This window comes from Massilia timonae CCUG 45783, assembly GCF_000315425.1.
GTDB classification, from domain to species: Bacteria; Pseudomonadota; Gammaproteobacteria; order Burkholderiales; family Burkholderiaceae_D; genus Telluria; species Telluria timonae.
In genome coordinates, this window is record NZ_JH992923.1 from 549,155 (window position 1) to 567,302 (window position 18,148).

Annotated in this window: 21 protein-coding genes, 1 tRNA gene and 1 pseudogene; 12 read left to right on the plus strand and 11 right to left on the minus strand. The window is 58.9% G+C overall.

Annotation, left to right across the window (positions count from 1 at the left end; genetic code table 11):
* Nucleotides 1-170: 170 nt before the first annotated feature.
* A pseudogene (locus tag HMPREF9710_RS28765) lies at nucleotides 171-710 on the plus strand (site-specific integrase); the annotation flags it as partial.
* 53 nt (nucleotides 711-763) lie between these two features.
* On the opposite strand, the gene HMPREF9710_RS12510 reads toward HMPREF9710_RS28765, so the two are convergent.
* A protein-coding gene (locus HMPREF9710_RS12510) for an IS3 family transposase (protein WP_229409704.1) occupies nucleotides 764-2,322 on the minus strand; the annotation gives its coding sequence in 2 pieces (ribosomal slippage) (nucleotides 764-1,860 and nucleotides 1,860-2,322; 1,560 coding nt in all).
* 368 nt (nucleotides 2,323-2,690) lie between these two features.
* On the opposite strand from HMPREF9710_RS12510, the gene HMPREF9710_RS12520 reads away from it, so the two are divergent.
* Nucleotides 2,691-2,764 (plus strand) — tRNA-Cys (locus HMPREF9710_RS12520).
* Nucleotides 2,765-2,920: 156 nt separating this feature from the next.
* Here the strand turns inward: HMPREF9710_RS12520 and HMPREF9710_RS27135 are convergent.
* Nucleotides 2,921-3,034 (minus strand): helix-turn-helix transcriptional regulator, encoded by a 114-nt coding sequence (locus HMPREF9710_RS27135; RefSeq protein ID WP_005666841.1) that lies wholly within the window; start codon nucleotides 3,032-3,034, stop codon nucleotides 2,921-2,923.
* 196 nt (nucleotides 3,035-3,230) lie between these two features.
* Between HMPREF9710_RS27135 and HMPREF9710_RS27890 the strand changes: the two genes are divergently transcribed.
* The 5 genes from HMPREF9710_RS27890 (at nucleotide 3,231) to HMPREF9710_RS12540 (ending at nucleotide 5,136) form a co-directional block, all read left to right on the plus strand.
* Entirely contained in the window at nucleotides 3,231-3,380 is a 150-nt protein-coding gene (locus HMPREF9710_RS27890; protein ID WP_005666842.1) for a hypothetical protein, read from the plus strand.
* A 112-nt stretch (nucleotides 3,381-3,492) separates the two neighbouring features.
* A complete protein-coding gene (locus HMPREF9710_RS12525) occupies nucleotides 3,493-3,672 on the plus strand; it encodes a hypothetical protein (RefSeq protein WP_005666845.1) in 180 nt (59 codons plus the stop codon).
* Nucleotides 3,673-3,733: 61 nt separating this feature from the next.
* Nucleotides 3,734-4,486 carry a hypothetical protein gene (locus HMPREF9710_RS27895; RefSeq protein ID WP_005666848.1) on the plus strand — a complete coding sequence of 251 codons (753 nt, stop codon included), beginning with the start codon at nucleotides 3,734-3,736 and terminating at the stop codon, nucleotides 4,484-4,486.
* Complete coding sequence (locus tag HMPREF9710_RS12535; RefSeq protein ID WP_040776181.1) at nucleotides 4,476-4,898, plus strand: HEPN domain-containing protein; 423 nt, start codon at nucleotides 4,476-4,478, stop codon at nucleotides 4,896-4,898. The genes HMPREF9710_RS27895 and HMPREF9710_RS12535 overlap by 11 nt, the downstream gene beginning before the upstream one ends.
* Nucleotides 4,899-4,914: 16 nt before the next feature.
* Complete coding sequence (locus HMPREF9710_RS12540) at nucleotides 4,915-5,136, plus strand: hypothetical protein (RefSeq protein ID WP_005666853.1); 222 nt, start codon at nucleotides 4,915-4,917, stop codon at nucleotides 5,134-5,136.
* Between the two features lie 282 nt (nucleotides 5,137-5,418).
* Here HMPREF9710_RS12540 and HMPREF9710_RS12545 read toward each other — a convergent pair whose 3' ends face one another.
* The 9 genes from HMPREF9710_RS12545 to HMPREF9710_RS12590 all read right to left on the minus strand — a co-directional run bounded on the left by HMPREF9710_RS12545 (nucleotide 5,419) and on the right by HMPREF9710_RS12590 (nucleotide 14,423).
* Nucleotides 5,419-5,898: a T6SS effector amidase Tae4 family protein gene (locus tag HMPREF9710_RS12545; protein ID WP_005666855.1), complete on the minus strand. Its 480-nt coding sequence runs from the start codon at nucleotides 5,896-5,898 to the stop codon at nucleotides 5,419-5,421.
* A 2-nt stretch (nucleotides 5,899-5,900) separates the two neighbouring features.
* Nucleotides 5,901-6,254 carry a Rap1a/Tai family immunity protein gene (locus HMPREF9710_RS12550; RefSeq protein ID WP_005666856.1) on the minus strand — a complete coding sequence of 118 codons (354 nt, stop codon included), beginning with the start codon at nucleotides 6,252-6,254 and terminating at the stop codon, nucleotides 5,901-5,903.
* On the minus strand, nucleotides 6,251-6,745 hold the full coding sequence (locus HMPREF9710_RS12555; RefSeq protein ID WP_005666858.1) for an Hcp family type VI secretion system effector: 495 nt from the start codon (nucleotides 6,743-6,745) through the stop codon (nucleotides 6,251-6,253). Before HMPREF9710_RS12555 ends, HMPREF9710_RS12550 begins: the two co-directional genes overlap by 4 nt.
* Nucleotides 6,746-7,714: 969 nt before the next feature.
* Nucleotides 7,715-8,581, minus strand: coding sequence for a DNA-binding protein (locus HMPREF9710_RS12565; protein WP_005666860.1), 867 nt, complete (start codon nucleotides 8,579-8,581; stop codon nucleotides 7,715-7,717).
* A gap of 104 nt (nucleotides 8,582-8,685) precedes the next feature.
* Entirely contained in the window at nucleotides 8,686-9,432 is a 747-nt protein-coding gene (locus HMPREF9710_RS12570; protein WP_005666862.1) for an integrase domain-containing protein, read from the minus strand.
* An 88-nt stretch (nucleotides 9,433-9,520) separates the two neighbouring features.
* On the minus strand, nucleotides 9,521-10,306 hold the full coding sequence (gene istB / locus HMPREF9710_RS12575; protein ID WP_005663619.1) for an IS21-like element helper ATPase IstB: 786 nt from the start codon (nucleotides 10,304-10,306) through the stop codon (nucleotides 9,521-9,523).
* On the minus strand, nucleotides 10,303-11,382 hold the full coding sequence (istA, locus tag HMPREF9710_RS12580; protein ID WP_005663623.1) for an IS21 family transposase: 1,080 nt from the start codon (nucleotides 11,380-11,382) through the stop codon (nucleotides 10,303-10,305). The genes istB and istA overlap by 4 nt, the downstream gene beginning before the upstream one ends.
* Nucleotides 11,383-11,444: 62 nt before the next feature.
* Nucleotides 11,445-11,789 carry a hypothetical protein gene (locus HMPREF9710_RS12585; protein ID WP_005666864.1) on the minus strand — a complete coding sequence of 115 codons (345 nt, stop codon included), beginning with the start codon at nucleotides 11,787-11,789 and terminating at the stop codon, nucleotides 11,445-11,447.
* Nucleotides 11,790-14,138: 2,349 nt separating this feature from the next.
* The gene (locus HMPREF9710_RS12590; RefSeq protein ID WP_040776190.1) at nucleotides 14,139-14,423 is read right to left on the minus strand and encodes a helix-turn-helix domain-containing protein; all 285 of its coding nucleotides are present in this window, start codon (nucleotides 14,421-14,423) and stop codon (nucleotides 14,139-14,141) included.
* A 176-nt stretch (nucleotides 14,424-14,599) separates the two neighbouring features.
* Here HMPREF9710_RS12590 and HMPREF9710_RS27905 point away from each other — a divergent pair, with 176 nt between their 5' ends.
* The 5 genes from HMPREF9710_RS27905 (at nucleotide 14,600) to tnpC (ending at nucleotide 18,116) form a co-directional block, all read left to right on the plus strand.
* Nucleotides 14,600-15,451: a hypothetical protein gene (locus tag HMPREF9710_RS27905; protein WP_005666866.1), complete on the plus strand. Its 852-nt coding sequence runs from the start codon at nucleotides 14,600-14,602 to the stop codon at nucleotides 15,449-15,451.
* Between the two features lie 84 nt (nucleotides 15,452-15,535).
* Nucleotides 15,536-15,868, plus strand: a complete 333-nt coding sequence (locus HMPREF9710_RS12595) for a hypothetical protein (RefSeq protein WP_040776193.1) — start codon at nucleotides 15,536-15,538, stop codon at nucleotides 15,866-15,868.
* Nucleotides 15,869-15,903: 35 nt separating this feature from the next.
* Nucleotides 15,904-16,200: an IS66 family insertion sequence element accessory protein TnpA gene (gene tnpA, locus HMPREF9710_RS12600; RefSeq protein WP_005664128.1), complete on the plus strand. Its 297-nt coding sequence runs from the start codon at nucleotides 15,904-15,906 to the stop codon at nucleotides 16,198-16,200.
* Entirely contained in the window at nucleotides 16,197-16,538 is a 342-nt protein-coding gene (tnpB, locus tag HMPREF9710_RS12605) for an IS66 family insertion sequence element accessory protein TnpB (protein WP_005664131.1), read from the plus strand. Before tnpA ends, tnpB begins: the two co-directional genes overlap by 4 nt.
* Nucleotides 16,539-16,595: 57 nt before the next feature.
* Complete coding sequence (gene tnpC / locus HMPREF9710_RS12610) at nucleotides 16,596-18,116, plus strand: IS66 family transposase (RefSeq protein ID WP_005664133.1); 1,521 nt, start codon at nucleotides 16,596-16,598, stop codon at nucleotides 18,114-18,116.
* Nucleotides 18,117-18,148 lie beyond the last annotated feature (32 nt).

Consider the following 18,148-nt stretch of genomic DNA (forward strand, 5'->3'; position numbering starts at 1 on the left):
TGGGCTGAACACGGACGGTGTTCGGCGACGGCGGTGTATCAGTTTTAAATCGCTGGGACGACGAAATCTGTATCAGTTTTCAATCGCCGTTGACACCTTCCACCATCCGCCACCGTCACGGCGCCCTTGCACGCTGCTTCGACTGGATGACGCGAAAGCATCCGGAGATCATGGCGCAAAATCCGCTGCGCTTGCTCAAGCGCGGTTTCTCGACTTACACGCCTGAAGACACTGCCTTGCTAGCGCAGGACGGCAAGCAGCCGCGGTTTGACATCGAGCGCGACCGACGTCTGGAAGAGGGGGAGGAGGCCGCCATTCTCAAGATGTTTGAAGAGGGTAGCGAGGAACGCCTCTTCTTCATCCTGGCGTTGGAAACGGCGATGCGCATGCGCGAGTGCTACACCTTGTACGTCGACCAAGTGAATCTCCAGAAGCGGACTATTCATCTGGAGCGCTCGAAGAACGGCGAAACACGACAGGTGCCACTCTCGTCCGTAGCGCGCGAAGTGCTCGACAGCTTCATACGCGAACATCAGGCCGAGATCGCTGCACGTGACGGAAGGCTTTTCAGTTTCTGGAACGGTGACCTCGCCATACGCAACCTCGACCGCACGACGGCGGATGTGTCGCGCCGGTTCCGCATTGCGTTCACAGATGCTGGTGTCCAAGGACTTACGTTCCACGATCTGCGGCACGAGGCGACATGCCGGCTGTTCGAGCGAACTACGCTTTCGGTAGTTGTCAACAAAGATGTCGCGTCAAGTCATGCGGCTTTTCTTAATTGCTCTGGCGGTTTCCGTTCCGGATTCAGCCAGACTTCATCGTTCAATTCCCAGTCCCGAGTAGCCCCACTCCAGCGCTCCGGATGGCGTTGCTTCGCAGCCTCGTAGATCTGCTTGCGGTGGTTCAGGATCGCCGCGTCCCTGCCGTCATGGCGCTGCGCAGGCGTCACGAATTTCAGGCCGCTGTGCTTGTGCTGATGGTTGTACCACTGCACAAATGACAGCGTCCATTGCCGCGCCTTTTCGATACTTTCAAACGGCTTGCTCGGATAGTTCGGCCGGTATTTGCAGGTCCGGAACAGTGACTCGGCGTAGGCATTGTCGTTACTCACACGAGGCCTGCTGAACGACGGCATGATCCCCAGCTTTTCTAACGTCGCCAACATTGTGGAGCCTTTCATCGAACTGCCATTGTCCGAGTGGAGCACCACCTCACGCCCGGCCAGTCCCTCGGCCAAGCTGGCCTTGTGCATCAGCAGCGATGCCATTTCAGCCGACTCGGCGACATTCACTTCGTGCCCGACGATCTTGCGGCTGTAGACGTCAAGTACCATGTACCAGTAAAAATACAAGCCCCGCACTCCGGTCGGCAACCACGTGATGTCCCACGCCCACAAGCGGTTCGGCTCGGTTGCGCAGTGGCTCGTGACGACCCTTGTGCTTGGCTTCTTTGCGCGGCCGCGGTGATGCTGCTGCTTCTCGTCTTTCAAGATCCGGTAGACAGTCGATTCTGATGCCAAATACTCGCCTCGATCAGCCAAGGTCGGCACGATCTGACTAGGCGGACTGCTGGCAAATTCAGGGCTGTTGGCAACCTCCAGAATTCGCTGGCGCTCGTCTTCGCTCAGCTTGTTGGCCGGCGCCACGCGGCGGCTGCCTTTTCGTCCGTCAACCTGGCCGTTATCGCCGTCACCGTCGCGCATCCAGCGCTGATAGGTGCGAAGGCTGATCTCCAAGGCGCTACAGGCCTGTGCACGCCGACACCCGCCGTCGACGGCTTCTTCAACCAGTGCAATCACCTGCTGGCGATCTGGAGTGCCGATCAATCGTCCTCGGGCTCCCCCCAGATCGCCTGGGCTTTTTTTCTGAGAATGATCAGCGCCGCTGCCTCTGCCAGTGCCTTCTCTTTGCGCTGCAAATCCTTCTTCAACTGCTTGATTTCTTTGCGGTCGCTTTTGCTTTGCTCGCGCAGCTCCCGGTTGCGCTCGGCCGGTGCTTCATTGGCCTGCTGACAGGCCTCGCGCCATTCGGCAACCTGCTCGACGAACAAGCCTTTGCCACGACAGTATTGAGCCAGTTCCGCCTCGTTCATGTGTGCCGTTTCCAGCACCACGCCAAACTTGTCGGCCGACGACCACACGACCGCATTCTTTCCATTTCCCGGCACCGGCACTCCCTGAGACTGTAGATTTCGTCGCCAAGTATAAAGTGTCTGTTCCGAGATGCCGCTCTCCTTCGCCAGGGCCGATACCGGCCTGTTCTCCGGTGGCATCATTTGCCGAAGAATGGCTTCCTTGCGTTCTGCTGGGTACTGATTCACTGCGCGTCTTTGCTCCGCCCCCGGATGGATTAAAGTGATTCAAGTGACGCGACATCTATCCTGACAGAGGGGGCTTTCCGACGTGCTCATCGCAAAGATCACGGGACATCGTGATCCCCGTATGTTGAAGCGCTATGCCAGTCTGCGGGGGAGCGATCTGGCGGCGCATCTCTGGTAAGCAGTAGTGGAGAGTGCATGCGAACAGAGCCCACAGCCTGGTCAAGGCATCCCTTTGGGTTACTGGTATGGCTGAGGCTCGGATCAGTATGCGATTCTGCCTTTTGGACTAACCGGCCTTGTCATGACAGGTGTGCACTGCTTTGAGGAAGCACATAACCGACCGCAGCCCTTAGCCTAAAATTGGTTTTGGCGAGGTAGCAAAGAGGTTATGCAGCGGTTTGCAACGCCGCCTAGACAGGTTCGATTCCTGTCCTCGCCTCCAATTTCCCCGAAAACCCCTTTGAAGGCGGGGTCTTTTTTCGTCTACCCTCATTTCTACCCCGCATCGCTAAACCGGCTCAATTTTGACGCCGCGAGGGAGACTCTGTTGCCTTTGGGCCAGTTCTTCCTCACCCCAACTCACTGCTCGTGCATTGATCTAAATCGGCTTGGCAAACGATCTGGCCTTGATGCGCTCGTAGAGGACTGTACGCTTGATGCCGACTAGCTTGATGACGTCCGGCAGGCGCAGGAAGCGTTTAGATGCATTCATTAAATTTCGATATCAACTTTCGAAGTGATCTCCGGTCCTTCAATCGCAGGCGCGTACGCGTCGGAGGTGCCTCGCGCTGCGGCCTCGGCGGCTGCAGCAGCGGCCGCAGCGCCGGCGTTGCGAATGAATGGCTAGCCGGGCCTGCGCACCAAGCTGCTTGAGCGCGACACGGCCGCCCTACGAAAGGAACAGGAACATGCTGAATCGTTGGAGACTGCTCAGCGCGGTGTGTGCACTGGCGTTGACCGGCTGCGCTGCTCCGCAGGGCCAATACCAGGCGCCGCTCCGGTCGGTGGTGGAACCGCTGCCGCCGGAACTGAGGCCGAAGGAGAAGGATCGGCAATAATGTCGAAAGTTGCTGCAGAGATTCTCGGCGACGCCGCAAACGTTGCGGGACTCGTGCGGCGATACGAGCGGGTCGTCGAGCGCTCGGAGACATGCAGGGCCGTGAACGCCAAATGAGCAGCCTGGACCTCAACGCCCACACACACGAGGGCACGACCCACATGTGCGCGATCCACCGCGGCGCTGGCGACGAGACGCCCCTGCAGCTGATCAGCGCACAGGAACTTGCTCGGCTCCAGCAGATCGAAGCTGCCTATCTGGCCATGCAGGAGCGGAAGAACGTGACAATGTAACAGGCTAGAATTTTTTGTATCCTGATGACTCATTTGCGTCTTTCTGCGTACAATACCATTCATGGCCGTTGCAAAATTAAAATCATCAGAGATTGTCGACAAGCTCAACAAGGTTCTCGATCAGGGGAAGTACGCTGATCCAAGCACCTTCGCAATGAGATCAATCCTTCGGGATTGCGAACAAGTGCGCGCTGTTGATGCAGCTAAAGGCTGGTCCCTGCTCGGGTGCTACTATGCCCTGTTGGGAGATGCCGACCAGGTGGATAGGTGCTTTCGTGCATCACAAGGTCTGCAAGACTTGACGATGGCATGTGGTAATTACCATACGAATGTGACAAATTTGGGATTTTTTTTCCGCGCGCATGAATTTTATAAAGCTCGCGGGAATCCAGAGGGTGGAAATTTCTCGACTCTTTCGATGATCGCATTCCTGTCGGGGTCCTTCGAAACATTCGTTTCATACTACGATCGGGCGGCCGCTATGAATATGGAATTGCCTGTTTATCCGATTGAGAAAGCAAGACAAGTTGTAGCAGTACTATCGGCTGCCGGCTGGACCGACGAGAAGGTCACAAAGCATTTGGATGCTGCCGGCCTTGTTCTTAGACGCCATCGAATGCTTTTCTCCGAAGACGCGCAGATTGATGTCGTTGACGAGCCAGGAGTGTTCCAAGGGGTGACTTGTGCGCTCCCTGTAAAGCTTGACGCCGAAGAGGTTTTCGAACTCAACATGGAACTTGCTGCAACGGAAGAAGAGCTTGGAGTTGAGAAATCACCTGTATTCGACGTAATGTTTTTGCCGTATGACCTGTAGTCCAGACGCGCTTCTCGCGGCCGCGAAAGCACTGCATGATATTGCGAGTGATGAGGCGTTTTATCGCAGTGCAACGAATAGGCTCTATTACGCGAGCTATCATTGCTGCAGGGCGTATAACGCTGCGCTTCCGATTGCGCCGATTCAGGGCAATGGCGTGCATGAGCAGCTGATAAATCAGCTGACCTTTCCAGCGAAAAAGCTCACGGCGAATGGACGCCTCCGCGCTACAGCAATCGGGAAATACCTCCGATCGCTCTGCACTCAGCGGGCGTTAGCTGATTACGGTATGGACTCGGAATTCAGTAAAGAGCAGATGGATCAGGCGCTCCGAACTGCCGAGATGATTTTTTCTGCAACGAAGGTCAAGAAAGGTCTACTCGAGGAAGAGCAGCAGGCTAACAACGCCTAGGCCTGCCCCTGAGTTCATGATTGACCAGTCTGACGACGAATACCCGCCCGAAGCCTACATCGCCCCGCGGTTAATGGATCTGCTCGAGCTCTTCCGCGATATGCCGGCGCCAGTGCGCGAGCGGTTCCTCCGCGAGTCGCAGCGGGTCGCCGCGCTGCCGCCCGAGGTTCAGGCGTCACTGACCCGGGGAATGATGATGTACATGCTCGAGAATGACGTCGACCTGCCGCGGCATTAAGAGCCTTGACGTAATTCAGGGCTGTAGAACTTCGCTGATTTCCTCCACGCCGCTCCGCTGGCCTGAGCCGCACGCGGCGGGCAAACTCGATCGGCAGGTCCAGCCGTGCCAGCGCGCGGGCGCCAGCCGTAACACCGCGAGATGCGCCGTGTTGATGGCGAGGCCGATATGGAAAGCCGTTCGGCGGTTGGGTCTGATACGCATGCCGTGGTTGTGGGGCCGAACCGACTTGGCTGAGCCGGATCAGCGAATTTCGCCGACCGAGTAACTCCTCCTGGCCGGCTACTTCAGCGGCCAGAACCACGTTTCTGCGCTCGACCAGTAGCAGCTAGTCCCGCATGCGCTCACGCCGCCGATCAGAGGCCCCACGATGTCAATATGCCCTCCGTCATACACGCCTGGCGTCAAGCGGAAGAACGACACGATGCCGCCGCGGTTCCCGATCCTCATGATCGATTCCGGCCCTCTGTATTTCTCTGGCTTGCCGAGCATAGACGGCAGCGATAGGATCGCTGAAAGCTTTGCCTGCCCGGGTTCGACTTTCTTCCCCTTGTGCGGATCTGTCTTGATGGGGATGCGGCCATCAGGAATTGTGACGCTCGAGCGGATCAGGGCCACGCTGACCCGGATCGCGCAGGTGTTTTCGTAAGCGGGGTTCTTGATCAAGTCATCCCAACCGAGCTGGCGAAACAAGGTTTCGCGATCCACGTCGCGCTTGCGCGGATAGTGCTTCATCAGATCGTTGAACGAGATTTTCAGCATGGCTATCTCCCAGCGGGGCATGGGAAGCGCGCGGCGTACAGGCGCACCAGTTCATCGGCAGCGCTCCCCGGCATCGTGCCAGCACGGTTGCGCAGCTCGGCCCATATCCGGTCATCGACCTCCGTTGGCTTCATGCCTGGTGGCGCGCACCAGAGCTTGCCCTGCGTCGCGTCGACCACCCCCGCCTGATACCCCTCCGCGTAGCGCTGTGCGTAGGCGGCGTCCGGACGCTGGGCTTGCCCAGCCACCTGCGACACGAAGTCATTGCCAGACAGGTGCCAAGGGAACACGCCCAGCGGGCGGGCGGCAGCGCCACAGGCCACCACTAGGGTGAGAAACAGGGCGGCGCGTTTCATGCTGCGACCCGGTTCGAGGACAAGTCCCAGCCCCCCGCCGTGTTGCCGCCGCCGCCGCCGCCGATCTTCTGCTTGGCGTACTTCCACCGGACCTTCGAAAACTTCAGGCCCAGGCTCTCACTCGGGAAATCGCCGCCGGCAAAGCTGGGGGCTACGTGTGCGATCAGCACGTTTTCGAGCTCGACCTCGAAATACTTCACTGGGTTGCCGTCGCCGTCAGCGCGCTGCATCTCGAGCTTCGCCTTTGGGATAGTCTTCCCGCACGCACACAGCTGCGCAAGCAAGGGGGACGCCATGTCGACCAACTTGCTGATGTTGATCTCGCTGAGTTCGCATCGCTCCGCAGTGTGGCCGCCACCAGTCGATGCCGTTGCGCTTCGCGGCTGCGTGACAGACCAATGCACGGATGTGCATTCGATCCAGTCCTTATGCTTGTCGTCGGTGGATTCGCCCTTGACGCCGTCGATCTGCAGATAAAAGTCTGCTGCCATGATGCCTCCTTGTAGTGGTAAGGCATCGTCGCAGAGTTGGGTTTACGGCAAGTTGGCGGCTGTCAACGCTCGACCAGCGCGAGATCAAGCCTGCGCCACCGCTCGGGCTCGGCCAGCACCCGCGCCGCTACCTCGGCCGGCATACCGCTGACCGCCAGCATCCAGGATGCCCCAGCCAAGAGAGCGCCGGTACCAGAATCTGGGGGCAGGTCGACCGGCAGGCAGTGATGTATTGGTGCGTGGCGTCATCCCGAAACGGTACCGACGCTCCAGTGGCAAGGTTGTCACCGCACTCGCTCCGGCGTGGCCGCTGCAGGCAACGATCGAACTGGTGCTGCAGCTTCGTGAGGTTTATTAGAACGCGGCTTTTGGTCGAGCCCCAATTCGGGCAGGAGAGGGAGAGACTTTCTGCGCCTCGGGCGGCGGTCAGACGAGGCGTCTACAGCCTGCAAGGTAGGCCCGGCAGCATGCTGCCTACGCCGTTCGGCGGCCTCCTTCGCCGATTGGGCGTTGACGAAGTCGAGAAGCTTTTGGCCCGTAAAAATCCAGCCCTTTCCGATCAGCGTGCCACACAACTCGCCGCTGCGGGCATACTGAGCGATGGTGTCAGGCGTCGCATGCAGTTCTCGCGCCGCCTCCTCGAGTGAATAAATAGCGTTTGGTTCCATTTTGTTGGCTTATCCAAAAGGTCTTTCAAGCTGCGAGATACCCGGCGTCCATCGCATCTGATACCAACTGCAGCATTCGGTTGACGCCGCCTCCACCCAGGTCATGCTGTTCAGAGCGGCATAACACCATATTTTCCAGAGCGACCGTAAGGGTAGGGCTGCTCCAAGGCTTGGCAAGAAAGCCTGGCACTGGAGCATCTGCCTCTTGGAGGACGCGGCGCTAGTGCGGACGCGTTGATTACCAAGACAGGGGAACGTTCGCCGCATACCAGTCCACTTCAATAGCGCAGTGATCAAGACATCAGCACAGTCTGGCTTGCCTGGGGTCTCCGGGCTCTGTCGGCACGCTGGCGGCGCCAGATGCATGGACAGGATCCTGCCCCGAAGGCGCCTCGCTCTCTCGGCTATTCCCGGCCCGGCGTCTGGTCGTCTTTGGAGTGCGCTCAGTAGCCATGCTGGCTTGTCCATCACGGCTTCCGTCGCCGCAGGCCACGGTTTGGGGTGATGCGGCTTCCTTCAGCTCGGCGAGCCGCGCTTCCAGTATTTCTCTCTGCGCTTTCAACACGGCTGCATCCTGCTCGGCCCTCACGCAGGCCTGGCGCTGTGCTTCGAAGTCGACACGCAGCTGTCGCAGTTCGTTCTCAAGTGAGGCATGCCCTTCAAGGCGCGCTTGGACCTTGCTCAGCTCAAGCCTTGCCAGCTCTGATTCGCGACGCTCCACAGAGGCTTCCTCGCGCGCGCTGCTCAGTTCTTCCAGCAGCCGCGTAATCTGGCCATCCTGTTTGGCGCGGAACGTGGCCTGATCTGCCAGCTCGGCCTGCAGTTGGCGTACCAGATTGGTTTGTTCTTCGTTGTCGGCAATGAGGTCGGCCAAGTCGCGCTTGGCTTGTTCGACCTGCTGTATGAGCTCGCCGTTGCTTCGGCAGACCTCCTCGTCGATGAATTTGAAGACCACGCGCTGAATTTCCGGCGAAAGAATGCGGATCACTGACTGACCGCTTCCCTGTCTGGATCGCCATTCGACGACGTGGCGTTGGATGGTAGCCAGGCTACCTGTGTTGCCCAGCATCGAGCGGAGCAGTTTGGCCGTTGGGGTGAGCCCTTCGGCCTGCATCTGCTCCGCCGCTGCGGCGACCTGTTCATACATCACTGTTGTAGATCGACCCATGGTGGTCTCCTGTTACGTAATACTGGCGGTACGTTACGTTACGATTCGTGGTGCCGGCGCTGGCGCTATGAACCGCCATCGGCCACGTAGCAGACGGCGTTTTGCTAGCTAGGATCATCGTCATCATCACTCTCGCGCGGTTTTTTGCGGGTACCAAGGTACGCGCCCGAAATCCCGGGACGGCCGTGGCCGAGCTGACGCGCCACCTCCAGGTACGCTGCGTTCATCGTGTGGGCGTCGATGCTTCCACCGCGGATGGGTGGTTCTACGTTCGCGATGTCGAGATACAGGTCGGCAGCAAAATCGTGGCGTAGCGAGTGCGGTGTTACGCCAAGCTCGCGCCGCGTCACACCGACCGCGCGCAGGACGTCCGAGAAACGTCTCAGTGCCTGCTTGAGCGTCAGTCCAGGGCGACCGATATGGCCGTGATGGCGGGCGAGCGCCTTGGCCTTGGCGAGCGCCACGCGCTGATCCTCGTTACGGATCGCGGTGAAGCGCAGACGTCCTCCCTTTGTGCCCCGCTTGATGCGCAGGAACGCCAGATAGGGGGTGTCACCGGCCGACGCGGGGAGGGCGTGCGCAGGCACTTCTGCCAGGCGCGGAGCCAGCATCACGGCCTCCTTCCTGCGTAACCCGAAGGCAATCATCACCTCAAGCTGCACCCCGACGTATTCATCGTACGCGGTCACCTTTTCCAGCACGGCCGCCTTGTCGACGCCGTTTCCGCTGAAAGTGCGATCGCGTGTGGCACAGAGCTGGCGGCTTACCAGTTCCGCGGGCGCGTATGCCTCGGCGCTCCGCACCAGGCCAGGCTTGCCGATCCACCCAGCGAAGGTGCGCAGAAACGACAACTGTCAACGGCGATTGAAAACTGATACAGATTTCGTCGTCCCAGCGATTTAAAACTGATACACCGCCGTCGCCGAACACCGTCCGTGTTCAGCCCATTTCTGCAACATCGCTCCCCCTCATCATCCCGGCCTGTCGCTGGTGCTTCAGCCGGTAGCTCTCACCTGCAATCGGCACGATATGCGCATGGTGCAGCAGCCGGTCGAGCAGGGCCGCGGTGAGCGTCGTATCCTGCGCAAAGGTCGTGTCCCATTGTCCGAACGGCAGGTTACTGGTCACGATCAGGCTGCTGCGCTCATACAAGGCCGCGATCACCTGGAAGAACAGGTTGGCCTGTTCCCGGTTCATCGGCAAGTAACCTATCTCGTCGATGATCAAGAGCCGATATGCCTTGATCGCGCGGTGCATCACCGCTTTCAAATTGTTCTGCGTATGCGCCGTCGTCAGTGCCAGCATGAGGTCGGCCGCCGTCGTGAAGCGCGTCTTGATGCCGGCCTGCGTGGCCTTGTAACCCAGTGCCATCGCCAGGTGCGTTTTGCCTACACCGCTCGGCCCGACCAGTACCACGTTCTCATGCCGCTCGACGAATCCCAGGCCGGCCAGCTCCTCGACTTGGCTGCGCTTTACGCCTTTGGCGAAGTCATAGTTAAATTCGTCCAGCGTCTTCACCACGGGGAATCCTGCCAGACGGGTCATCGTGTTTTGCTTGCGCACGTTGCGCCCAGCTGCTTCCTCCCTCAGCAGCCCCTCCAGGAAGTCGCTGTAGGCCATCTCCTGTTTCGCTGCTTTCTGGGTTGCGGCGCCGTAGCCCTGTGCCACGAACGGCAGGTTCAGGCTCTCGCACAACGCCGCGATACGCTCATGCTGCAGGTTCATGCCGCCACCCCTTCCGATACCCGCACCAGCAGCGCGTCATACACCTGCAACGGATGCTGTACCGGAGAAGGTTGCGCGATCCGCTCCACCACTGCTGCCGGCCGCGGCGCCGCAGGTGCTGCAGCAGCCGGCTGCGGCCTGGCTGCCGCGATGTCCGCCCGCCACGGTGCCGGCAGCGCTTGCAGGTGCTCCACTTCCCGCTTCAAGGCTTCGGCTGGCGGTTCTCCGGTCGTGCCGTGGATGCGCGCATTGGCCACTTCGCGCAGCCAGTGGGCCACCTCGACGTTGGCCGTCACGACGTCGAGCTTCTGGCCGCTCTGTGCCAGCCGGCTCGCCAGCGGCACATAGAACGATCGGCGCAGGTAGCCGTTGAACCGCTCGACCTTACCCTTGGTCTTGGCCCGGTACGGCTGGCACAGCTTGATCACGAAGCCGCTATGCCTGGCATAGTCCAGGAAGCCGGCGTGGAAGCGGTGCTCGCCCTCACCGTACGCATCGCGCTCCAGTACCACCGTCTTCATATTGTCGTACAGGACCCGCCGCGTCACGCCGCCGAACGCTGCAAAGGCGCGCTCGTGGCAGGCGATCAGGGTATCCACCTTCATGTTGTTGACGAACTCCACGTAGCTGGCCCGGCTAAAGCCGAGCGTCGCGCAGAACGCGTGCAATGGCGCGCTGCCTTTACGAAATTCGACCCAGTCCACCTGCAGCTGCTCACCCATCGCCGTCTCGAAACGCACCACCGGATCGGCGGGAGGCGCCGGGCGCAAGGTGCGCACGAAGGCCCTCAACTGGCTCATGCCGCCCTCGTAGCCGCGCGCGGCAATCTCGCGGTACAGCACGGTGGCTGGAATCACGTCGGGCTGAGCAGCTTGCTGCCGATCCCTCAGGTACTGCTCGAACTGCGCCAGCTTCGTCTGGCGTTTGACTTTGCGTTCGTACTTCGGCACGGCCTCCAGGGCCAGGTGCCGGCGCACCGTGTTCACTGCACAGCCTACCTCGGCGGCGATCTGCCGAAGGCTTAACCCATGCTTCTTCAGTAGTTGGATTTCCACGTACACCTCTTTGGGTTTCAAGGCCGCTCCGCAAAGCGGCCATCTTCTCAAAATGGTGTATCAGTTTTCAATCGCTGCCTGTATCAGTTTACAACCGCTGCTGACAACAACTGTTGCTGAATGTATGCGGCACTGAGTGGGACAGTGCGTGGCTTCAGGTTTACATTGCGCTGCTCTAGCTCCCTAACGAACTCAGGTTCCGCAGTCCAGTAGGCGATTAATGCGCGTACATGGCGCTCACCGAGGTTCCTTGGCATGACTTTCAGTCCCATTTGCCACAGTTGCCCAAACATACGAAACAGGCCGTCCGCACGGGCTTCTCTTGAACGGTGCGAAACCACTTTCTTGCGGGTCGCATGCTGTCCGTTGTGCTTGTCGAGGGTATCCTTCAGCTCGCCCTTCCAGTTCTCGCGCTGCCGTTTCGCCATTACCAATCTCCTAAGCGTGTGGATGCGCCGGCATGGTACCGCCCGCGCGCGCCGGCAAAACGCGGGTGGCCAGGGCAGAGAAGACCGTGCGCGCCGCCCTGGATGCGCGCACGGGGATAGAGGTTTGCCGCAGTGCGGCTAGGGAGCTTAAAAATGAGCGGCCACAAGCAGGGCTGGATTTCTCCGGGCCGAGCATGTCCCTTGCAGGCGCGAAAGAAGCTTCGCGGACAGACTGCCGTAGGCGGCAGGTGCTACAGACGGATGACGAATTGCGCCGTCGCTATCCAGGTCAGCCCTCCCATCGGGCTGCTGACGGCTACGTAACGACCACGCCTGCTGGCCTCTGGGACCAAGCAGGACGCGGCACCAAAGGTGACGCTACGCTGCAATACGTTTTGCTCTAGGCAATGATGTTGAGAACTGCCGGTCTGGCCGGCAGGCGCGAGGTCTAGCCTCGACGCTAATATCCGCAGGCCATGGACGCGTTGCGCAACATGGACGGGATCATGACGGCTCAGTAGCGAGCTGACCAATAGGAAGCTCGCGCGCTGAACCTGGGACGATATGAAGGCTTTTGGAGAGGTGCTCTTAGAACCCCTGCGATGGGAGTGACTACAGTATTTCAACAACCCGGTAGACAGCGCCTATATTGGCTATTGATTCCACGCGGTTGAGACTACATCGAAATGTACGTGCTAGCCTATCGGGAAGACTTTTGGAAGGGGGCTTCTACAACCCCTACTAAGGCAACACTAAGTAAAAAATACGCCTAAAGGTTGGCAATACCTGACTGCCGGTACTTTCACTCGAATAAAGAATGGGTGACTGGGCTATAGGATTTGCAGACCCGAAGGACAGCCAGTGATATGAAATCCAGCCTGAGTAACGGCCGCGAGATTTAGTTGCTGCAATTTGCCCATGCCTGCCACAGGTTATAGTCTTGGCCGCGCAACTAATTGCTTGGTAATAAGTTTAACGACGGGAAGTCATGTGTTAACTAAAGGAAAGTTGATGATCTCAAATTGATGCTTCGTGAATTAGTGAAAAGGAAAGATAGACGGGTTGCTTAGGATTAAATTGGGCATCGCTTAAACAGTGCCGCCAGCAAAAGACCTTCTTTATCGCGTGCAGGTATCGGGTGCTCCGCCATTTTTTTAGGGGGAATGGACCCGCCAAAAATCAAGCAAGACAATTACATAAAAAACATCATAGGCAGACACTGTCAGGTGGTCAAGCACTTAACTCTTCAGTATGAAGATCAATTGATATTTCTCAGTAGTTCCAATACATAGTCCGTCATTCCCCGCGCGCGGAGCTGTCACGAGCGGTAGGTCCATCACCCTGCATCCGCTTGGCGGCCAGCCACGTATCAGAGGTACTTTAGCTGACGCCGGCTCCATAGGGACGCTAACACCGGATTTCTCACTTCGTAAATAAATTCGCTGTCAATCCGCATTTATCAAGCACTCCGGCAGACTTCAGAAACAAGTGGCGTACTTGGCTGCAATATCGTTTCTTTCAGTTTGGCAAGAGCTCGCTGATATTGCCGTGTGGTTCCATTCCCAGTATTGGCGTTCGGCGTGCTATAAGGCATTTCGGGCAGAACGAGACCATATCTTGGCGCGCGTACCTGTCCAGCCTCAGGAAATGTTCATGGAGTACCGTTGGTACCGTCGCGGAAAGAATAATATGTCCGCCAAACAAGTGGCCGTGTTGTCTAGACAGCGCGCCTGAGCTCGACAAGGAACGGGCATAGATTGCCGTTGAACGTCAAGGCTTGGGTATCCACTACCTTAAGCGGCCAGACTGGCCGCCGTACCAAAGTTCGCTCCGACGCGTTGCCCAAGTGAACCGCCTTGGATTCATAAGTTATGGTGTTCATATGGCAGCAATGGATATGCTTGATCCACAAGCAACGTGCGGCCCGAGCGCGGCCGTTACCTGGTTCGCTACAGCAGTCACTTCCCGAGGTTGCGACTTTACGTTTCCATTCTCCAAGGCGATCCTGACGATGCTTTCCGAGATCTGCACAGCGAGCCTCCATGGTGCGCTGCTGAAACGCCATTAACCCCATTGAACGACTACTTTGGAGCAGGGCAGAGGCTGGCCTACAAGAACATCCGGTGAATTTCTGAGCATGGTGCGCTCGCTTCAGCTCCGTATCAGAGGTATTCGGTCTGGCGTTACTTCCTAGGGCGAATCAGGCTGGCAAACGTGCCTCGTCAATCAATCCACTATCAACTCGCATTTTCCAGCGCTTCTTGTGGCCTGGCTGGCGCTGCCCGATGCTGGCAGCCGGCAACTCAGAAAAGGCAACAGAACTCAATCATGTTCAGTTGAGAGACCTGACTATTGATCTCCTATCATTGCGCCGAGGTCTGCTCGAACTTGGTCGAAGAGCTTCTCCACATCCTCGCCCTCCTCAGAAATGTAGGCCATCGCGAGCAGGGCAACCGGATGGACCCCCAATACCGAGGCAAGCTGCTCAAGCTTGTCGATCGTAGGTGACTTTATGCCTCGTTCCAGGCTGCTCAGGTAGGTCCTGCTGGAGACTGTCGAAAAGTCCTCTTGTGTGAGTTCGAGCCGCTTCCGTGCGTGTTGAAGACCTCGGCCGAACCGTTCGCGTATCGTCATTTCGTGTCCTATCAGAAAGACACGATGTACTCACAATGAACACTATTGGGCTACAATCTATAGGATTCGTCGTGTGCAACTATTTTTAGCTAGATTATGGCCTCAGGCGGTAAACACTATGCGAAGTCCGTTGATGGTCACCTCACGCGATCTCCGATGGAAAATGAAGGAAGGTAATGCCTCTTATCGAATACACCTGCCTCGTCGAGGCAAGTGAAGCAATCCATGTAATCAAGCCAGACGAGCCTGGAGCGAACGACAACCAATATGTCCTCATCTTCGAGGGTGTACGAGACTGGTCGCTAGCATGTATCACCGGCGACTGGGAGTGGCAGTCGGTAGCTGAATGCATGAGCATGGCTGCAGGCTACCTGGCTGATCCTGCTGGCCCAAGAACGAAAACCTTTGCTGTCGGCAGCAGGGCTCACGCGCGAGCTCCTGAAGCCGATTTCTGTATTGGTGCCGAAGTCCAGATGGCGAAGGTGCTGCCATCTTCCGGGGACACTTATGGTCGGCTGACGATCAAGCTCGAACCAGACTCGCAAGAGCCGTTTTTCCTGGTACGTAGTTGGAAAGGGATGGATGATCGAACCTTTCGAATCTACAGAACGGATGAGGAACTTGAACGGCTCGGCCGACTGTTTCAACGCCTTGAAGAGGCAAGTTACGAGCCGGTGTTTACTTCGACCATCAATGACTGGTTCATGCCGTGGCACCTGCGAGCCGATACCAGTCTTGCATGGCTTGCCCTGCCCGAAATTCAGCAACGGTCTGTCGAGCACGTTAAGGAACAATGTCCAGCTGGATTTTCCAAGTTCTGGCAAGAGTCGATTGCTGCTCTTGAGTTGCCAAGCACAGCACTTTGTCCAAAATGCTCCGCGTACTTTCCACGGCCGACCAACGAGCGCTGGAAGAAGGTCTGTCTCGGCTGCTATGGGAACCAAAATCCCACCTCTTACACACGTGAGCAGATTTCTGCAGCAAGCATTGTGAAGCCTTGGTTGAGCGCTGAGAAAGATGTGAACTGACGGCAGAAATGTCGCGTTAAATCCTTCACTCGCAACGCGCTCGCTACAGCAAGATCAGAGTTCCACGTTACCGCATTATTCAATATGGCTTTTACCAAAGTTAGCGAATTAACCACCGATGAGGCGCTGGCTTTAGCGCTCGTGCAGTTTGATGGCAACCGATTCACCGCACAGGGATTGGCGATATACCTGTCCTCGTTGCTCTCCGATCGTTTAACACCGGGCACCTTCATGGTTGTGCGAGGGCTCATCGATACTGCCGTGCATGAGGGCATGTTGCAGACGGACCGTGGGTCACAAGGCGAGGGTTTCAGGATCCCAACGCTCGCTATCGAGTTACTCGGCGACCTCGATCTGCCTAGTGAGCTGTTTACTAGTAAGCGTGCAGCCCAACCACCTGTAATGTCGCCGCGATGACATGCAGACTCGAGGTTTTCTACTTCGAGGATCCCATGACCCGTCAACGCATTTCCGCATCGACCTGGCATGAGCATGTCGCGCATTGGCGCAGCAGCGGACTGCCTGTCCAAGCCTATGCCCACGAGCATAATATCGGCGTGGAGCGCCTCAGATACTGGGTGCGCCGCATCGAGCGCATGGCCAGTGGCACCCAGCTGCTGCCGGTGCGCATTGGCTCTCCAGGCTCTTCGACTCCCCTGGAACTGCGCAGCGCCTCGGGCTGGAGCCTGCGCATGGATGGCGGCGTCGATGCCGCCTGGCTGGCCAGACTACTGCAGGAGTTGCGGTGAAACTGCTGCCCGAATCGATCTGGCTGGCTGTCGAGCCAGTCGACATGCGCACCGGCATCGACGGACTGTCGCTGCACGTGCAGCAGGCCTTGGGCCGCGCGCCCTGCGATGGGACAGCCTACGTGTTCAGCAACCGGCGCCGCACGCGGATCAAGGTGGTGAGCTGGGATGGCACTGGCGTGTGGATGTGCCTGCGCCGTCTGCATCGGGGCCAGTTCGTCTGGCCGCAGCCGGGCGAGAGTTGCTGGCAGCTCAGTGCCGAGCAGTGGCAGTGGCTGGTGATGGGCGTGGACTGGCAGCGCCTGTCGGCCCAGGCGCCGGCACAGTGGCGGCTATAGATGCCGACGTAAACTGTTTCGCTTGTAAACGTCGGACCGGTTCGCTACACTTTCACCATGAACCTGCTCGATCAACTTGCCCAGACCGATATCGCCCCAGCCATGCTGGCGCAGGTTCGGGCGCTGTTCGAGCAACAGCAGGCGCAGCTGGCCGAGAAGGACTTCAAGATCACGGCATTGACACACGAACTGGCCTACCTGAAGCGCATCCGCTATGGCAAGGCCAGCGAAGTGCTCACCGGCGAGCAGCGTTCGCTGTTCGAGGAAGCGGTCGACATGGACCTGGCCGCCATCGAGCAGGAGCTGGAGAATCAAGCCAGCGTCAAACCTGCGCGCAAGCGCGCCGGTCGTCAGGCACTGCCACCGGAACTGCCACGCATCGAGCACCGCCACGAGCCCGAGTCGTGCGCTTGCGGTCAGTGCGGCGCCAACCTGGTCAAGATTGGCGAGGACGTCAGTGAGCAGCTCGACGTGGAACCGGCGCGCTTCTTCGTGCACCGCCACATTCGCCCGCAATATGCTTGTCGCGCCTGCGAGACCGTGACGGCGGCGCCGGTGCCGCCAGCGGTGATCGACGGTGGCCTGGCCGCACCCGGCCTGCTGGCATGGGTTGCCGCCAGCAAGTACCTCGATCACCTGCCGCTGTACCGGATCGAGCAGATCGCCGCGCGCCAGGGCGTGCCGCTGGCGCGCTCGACACTGGCGCAGTGGATCGGGCGGATTGGCGTGGCCCTGCAGCCACTGGCCGAACGCCTGAGCGAGCTTCTGCGCCAGCGCAGCTGCCTGCATGCCGACGAAACGCCGGTGCGCCAGCTCGATCCTGGCAGCGGCAAGACCCGCCAAGCCTATTTATGGGCCTACCGCTCCGGCACTTGGGAGGATGGGCCACCGATCGTCGTCTTCGATTACCAGGAAAGCCGGGCCGGCAAGCACGCCCGCGATTTCCTTCAGGACTGGCGCGGCCACCTGATGGTGGACGACTACGCCGGCTACAAAGCCCTGTTTGCCAATGGGCCGACCGAACTGGCGTGCCTGGCGCACATCCGTCGCAAATTCTTCGACCTGCACGCTGCCAGCAGCAGTCCTGTCGCCGACGAGGCGCTGCGCCGCATTGCGCAGTTGTACGCCATCGAGCAGGACGGCGCAGACACAACGCCGTCCGAACGGCTGGATCTGCGCCAGGCGCGCGCCGTGCCGGCGCTGGCCGATCTGCACGCCTGGCTGCTGTCGATGCAGCGCACCGTCGCCATCGGAAGTGGTACGGGCAAGGCCATCGAACACTCCCTCAAGCGCTGGAATGCCCTAGTGCGCTATGCCGATTCCGGCATCCTTCCGATCGACAACAACCCGGTCGAGAACGCGATCCGTCCCATCGCCATCGGTAAAAAGAACTGGCTGTTTGCCGGCTCTGAACGCGCCGGCCGCCGCGCCGCCGTCATCCAGAGCCTGTTTGCCACTGCCAAACTCAACGGCCTGGACCCGGCACGCTGGCTCGCTGAGACACTTGAGAAACTGCCTACCTGCCCGAACAGCCGAATCGACTCGCTGCTGCCATTTTCGGACTCTACGCTGGCTTGATTCCGCTGTGAAGGTGGAGCGGTTGGACGCTT

Coding starts and splice junctions, on each gene's coding strand:
- HMPREF9710_RS27135 (WP_005666841.1), bottom strand. CDS start 3,034: ATGAATGCATCTAAACGCTTCCTGCGCCTGCCGGACGTCATCAAGCTA.
- HMPREF9710_RS27890 (WP_005666842.1), top strand. CDS start 3,231: ATGCTGAATCGTTGGAGACTGCTCAGCGCGGTGTGTGCACTGGCGTTG.
- HMPREF9710_RS12525 (WP_005666845.1), top strand. CDS start 3,493: ATGAGCAGCCTGGACCTCAACGCCCACACACACGAGGGCACGACCCAC.
- HMPREF9710_RS27895 (WP_005666848.1), top strand. CDS start 3,734: ATGGCCGTTGCAAAATTAAAATCATCAGAGATTGTCGACAAGCTCAAC.
- HMPREF9710_RS12535 (WP_040776181.1), top strand. CDS start 4,476: ATGACCTGTAGTCCAGACGCGCTTCTCGCGGCCGCGAAAGCACTGCAT.
- HMPREF9710_RS12540 (WP_005666853.1), top strand. CDS start 4,915: ATGATTGACCAGTCTGACGACGAATACCCGCCCGAAGCCTACATCGCC.
- HMPREF9710_RS12545 (WP_005666855.1), bottom strand. CDS start 5,898: ATGCTGAAAATCTCGTTCAACGATCTGATGAAGCACTATCCGCGCAAG.
- HMPREF9710_RS12550 (WP_005666856.1), bottom strand. CDS start 6,254: ATGAAACGCGCCGCCCTGTTTCTCACCCTAGTGGTGGCCTGTGGCGCT.
- HMPREF9710_RS12555 (WP_005666858.1), bottom strand. CDS start 6,745: ATGGCAGCAGACTTTTATCTGCAGATCGACGGCGTCAAGGGCGAATCC.
- HMPREF9710_RS12565 (WP_005666860.1), bottom strand. CDS start 8,581: ATGGGTCGATCTACAACAGTGATGTATGAACAGGTCGCCGCAGCGGCG.
- istB (WP_005663619.1), bottom strand. CDS start 10,306: ATGAACCTGCAGCATGAGCGTATCGCGGCGTTGTGCGAGAGCCTGAAC.
- HMPREF9710_RS12585 (WP_005666864.1), bottom strand. CDS start 11,789: ATGGCGAAACGGCAGCGCGAGAACTGGAAGGGCGAGCTGAAGGATACC.
- HMPREF9710_RS12590 (WP_040776190.1), bottom strand. CDS start 14,423: ATGACGATACGCGAACGGTTCGGCCGAGGTCTTCAACACGCACGGAAG.
- HMPREF9710_RS27905 (WP_005666866.1), top strand. CDS start 14,600: ATGCCTCTTATCGAATACACCTGCCTCGTCGAGGCAAGTGAAGCAATC.
- HMPREF9710_RS12595 (WP_040776193.1), top strand. CDS start 15,536: ATGGCTTTTACCAAAGTTAGCGAATTAACCACCGATGAGGCGCTGGCT.
- tnpA (WP_005664128.1), top strand. CDS start 15,904: ATGACCCGTCAACGCATTTCCGCATCGACCTGGCATGAGCATGTCGCG.
- tnpC (WP_005664133.1), top strand. CDS start 16,596: ATGAACCTGCTCGATCAACTTGCCCAGACCGATATCGCCCCAGCCATG.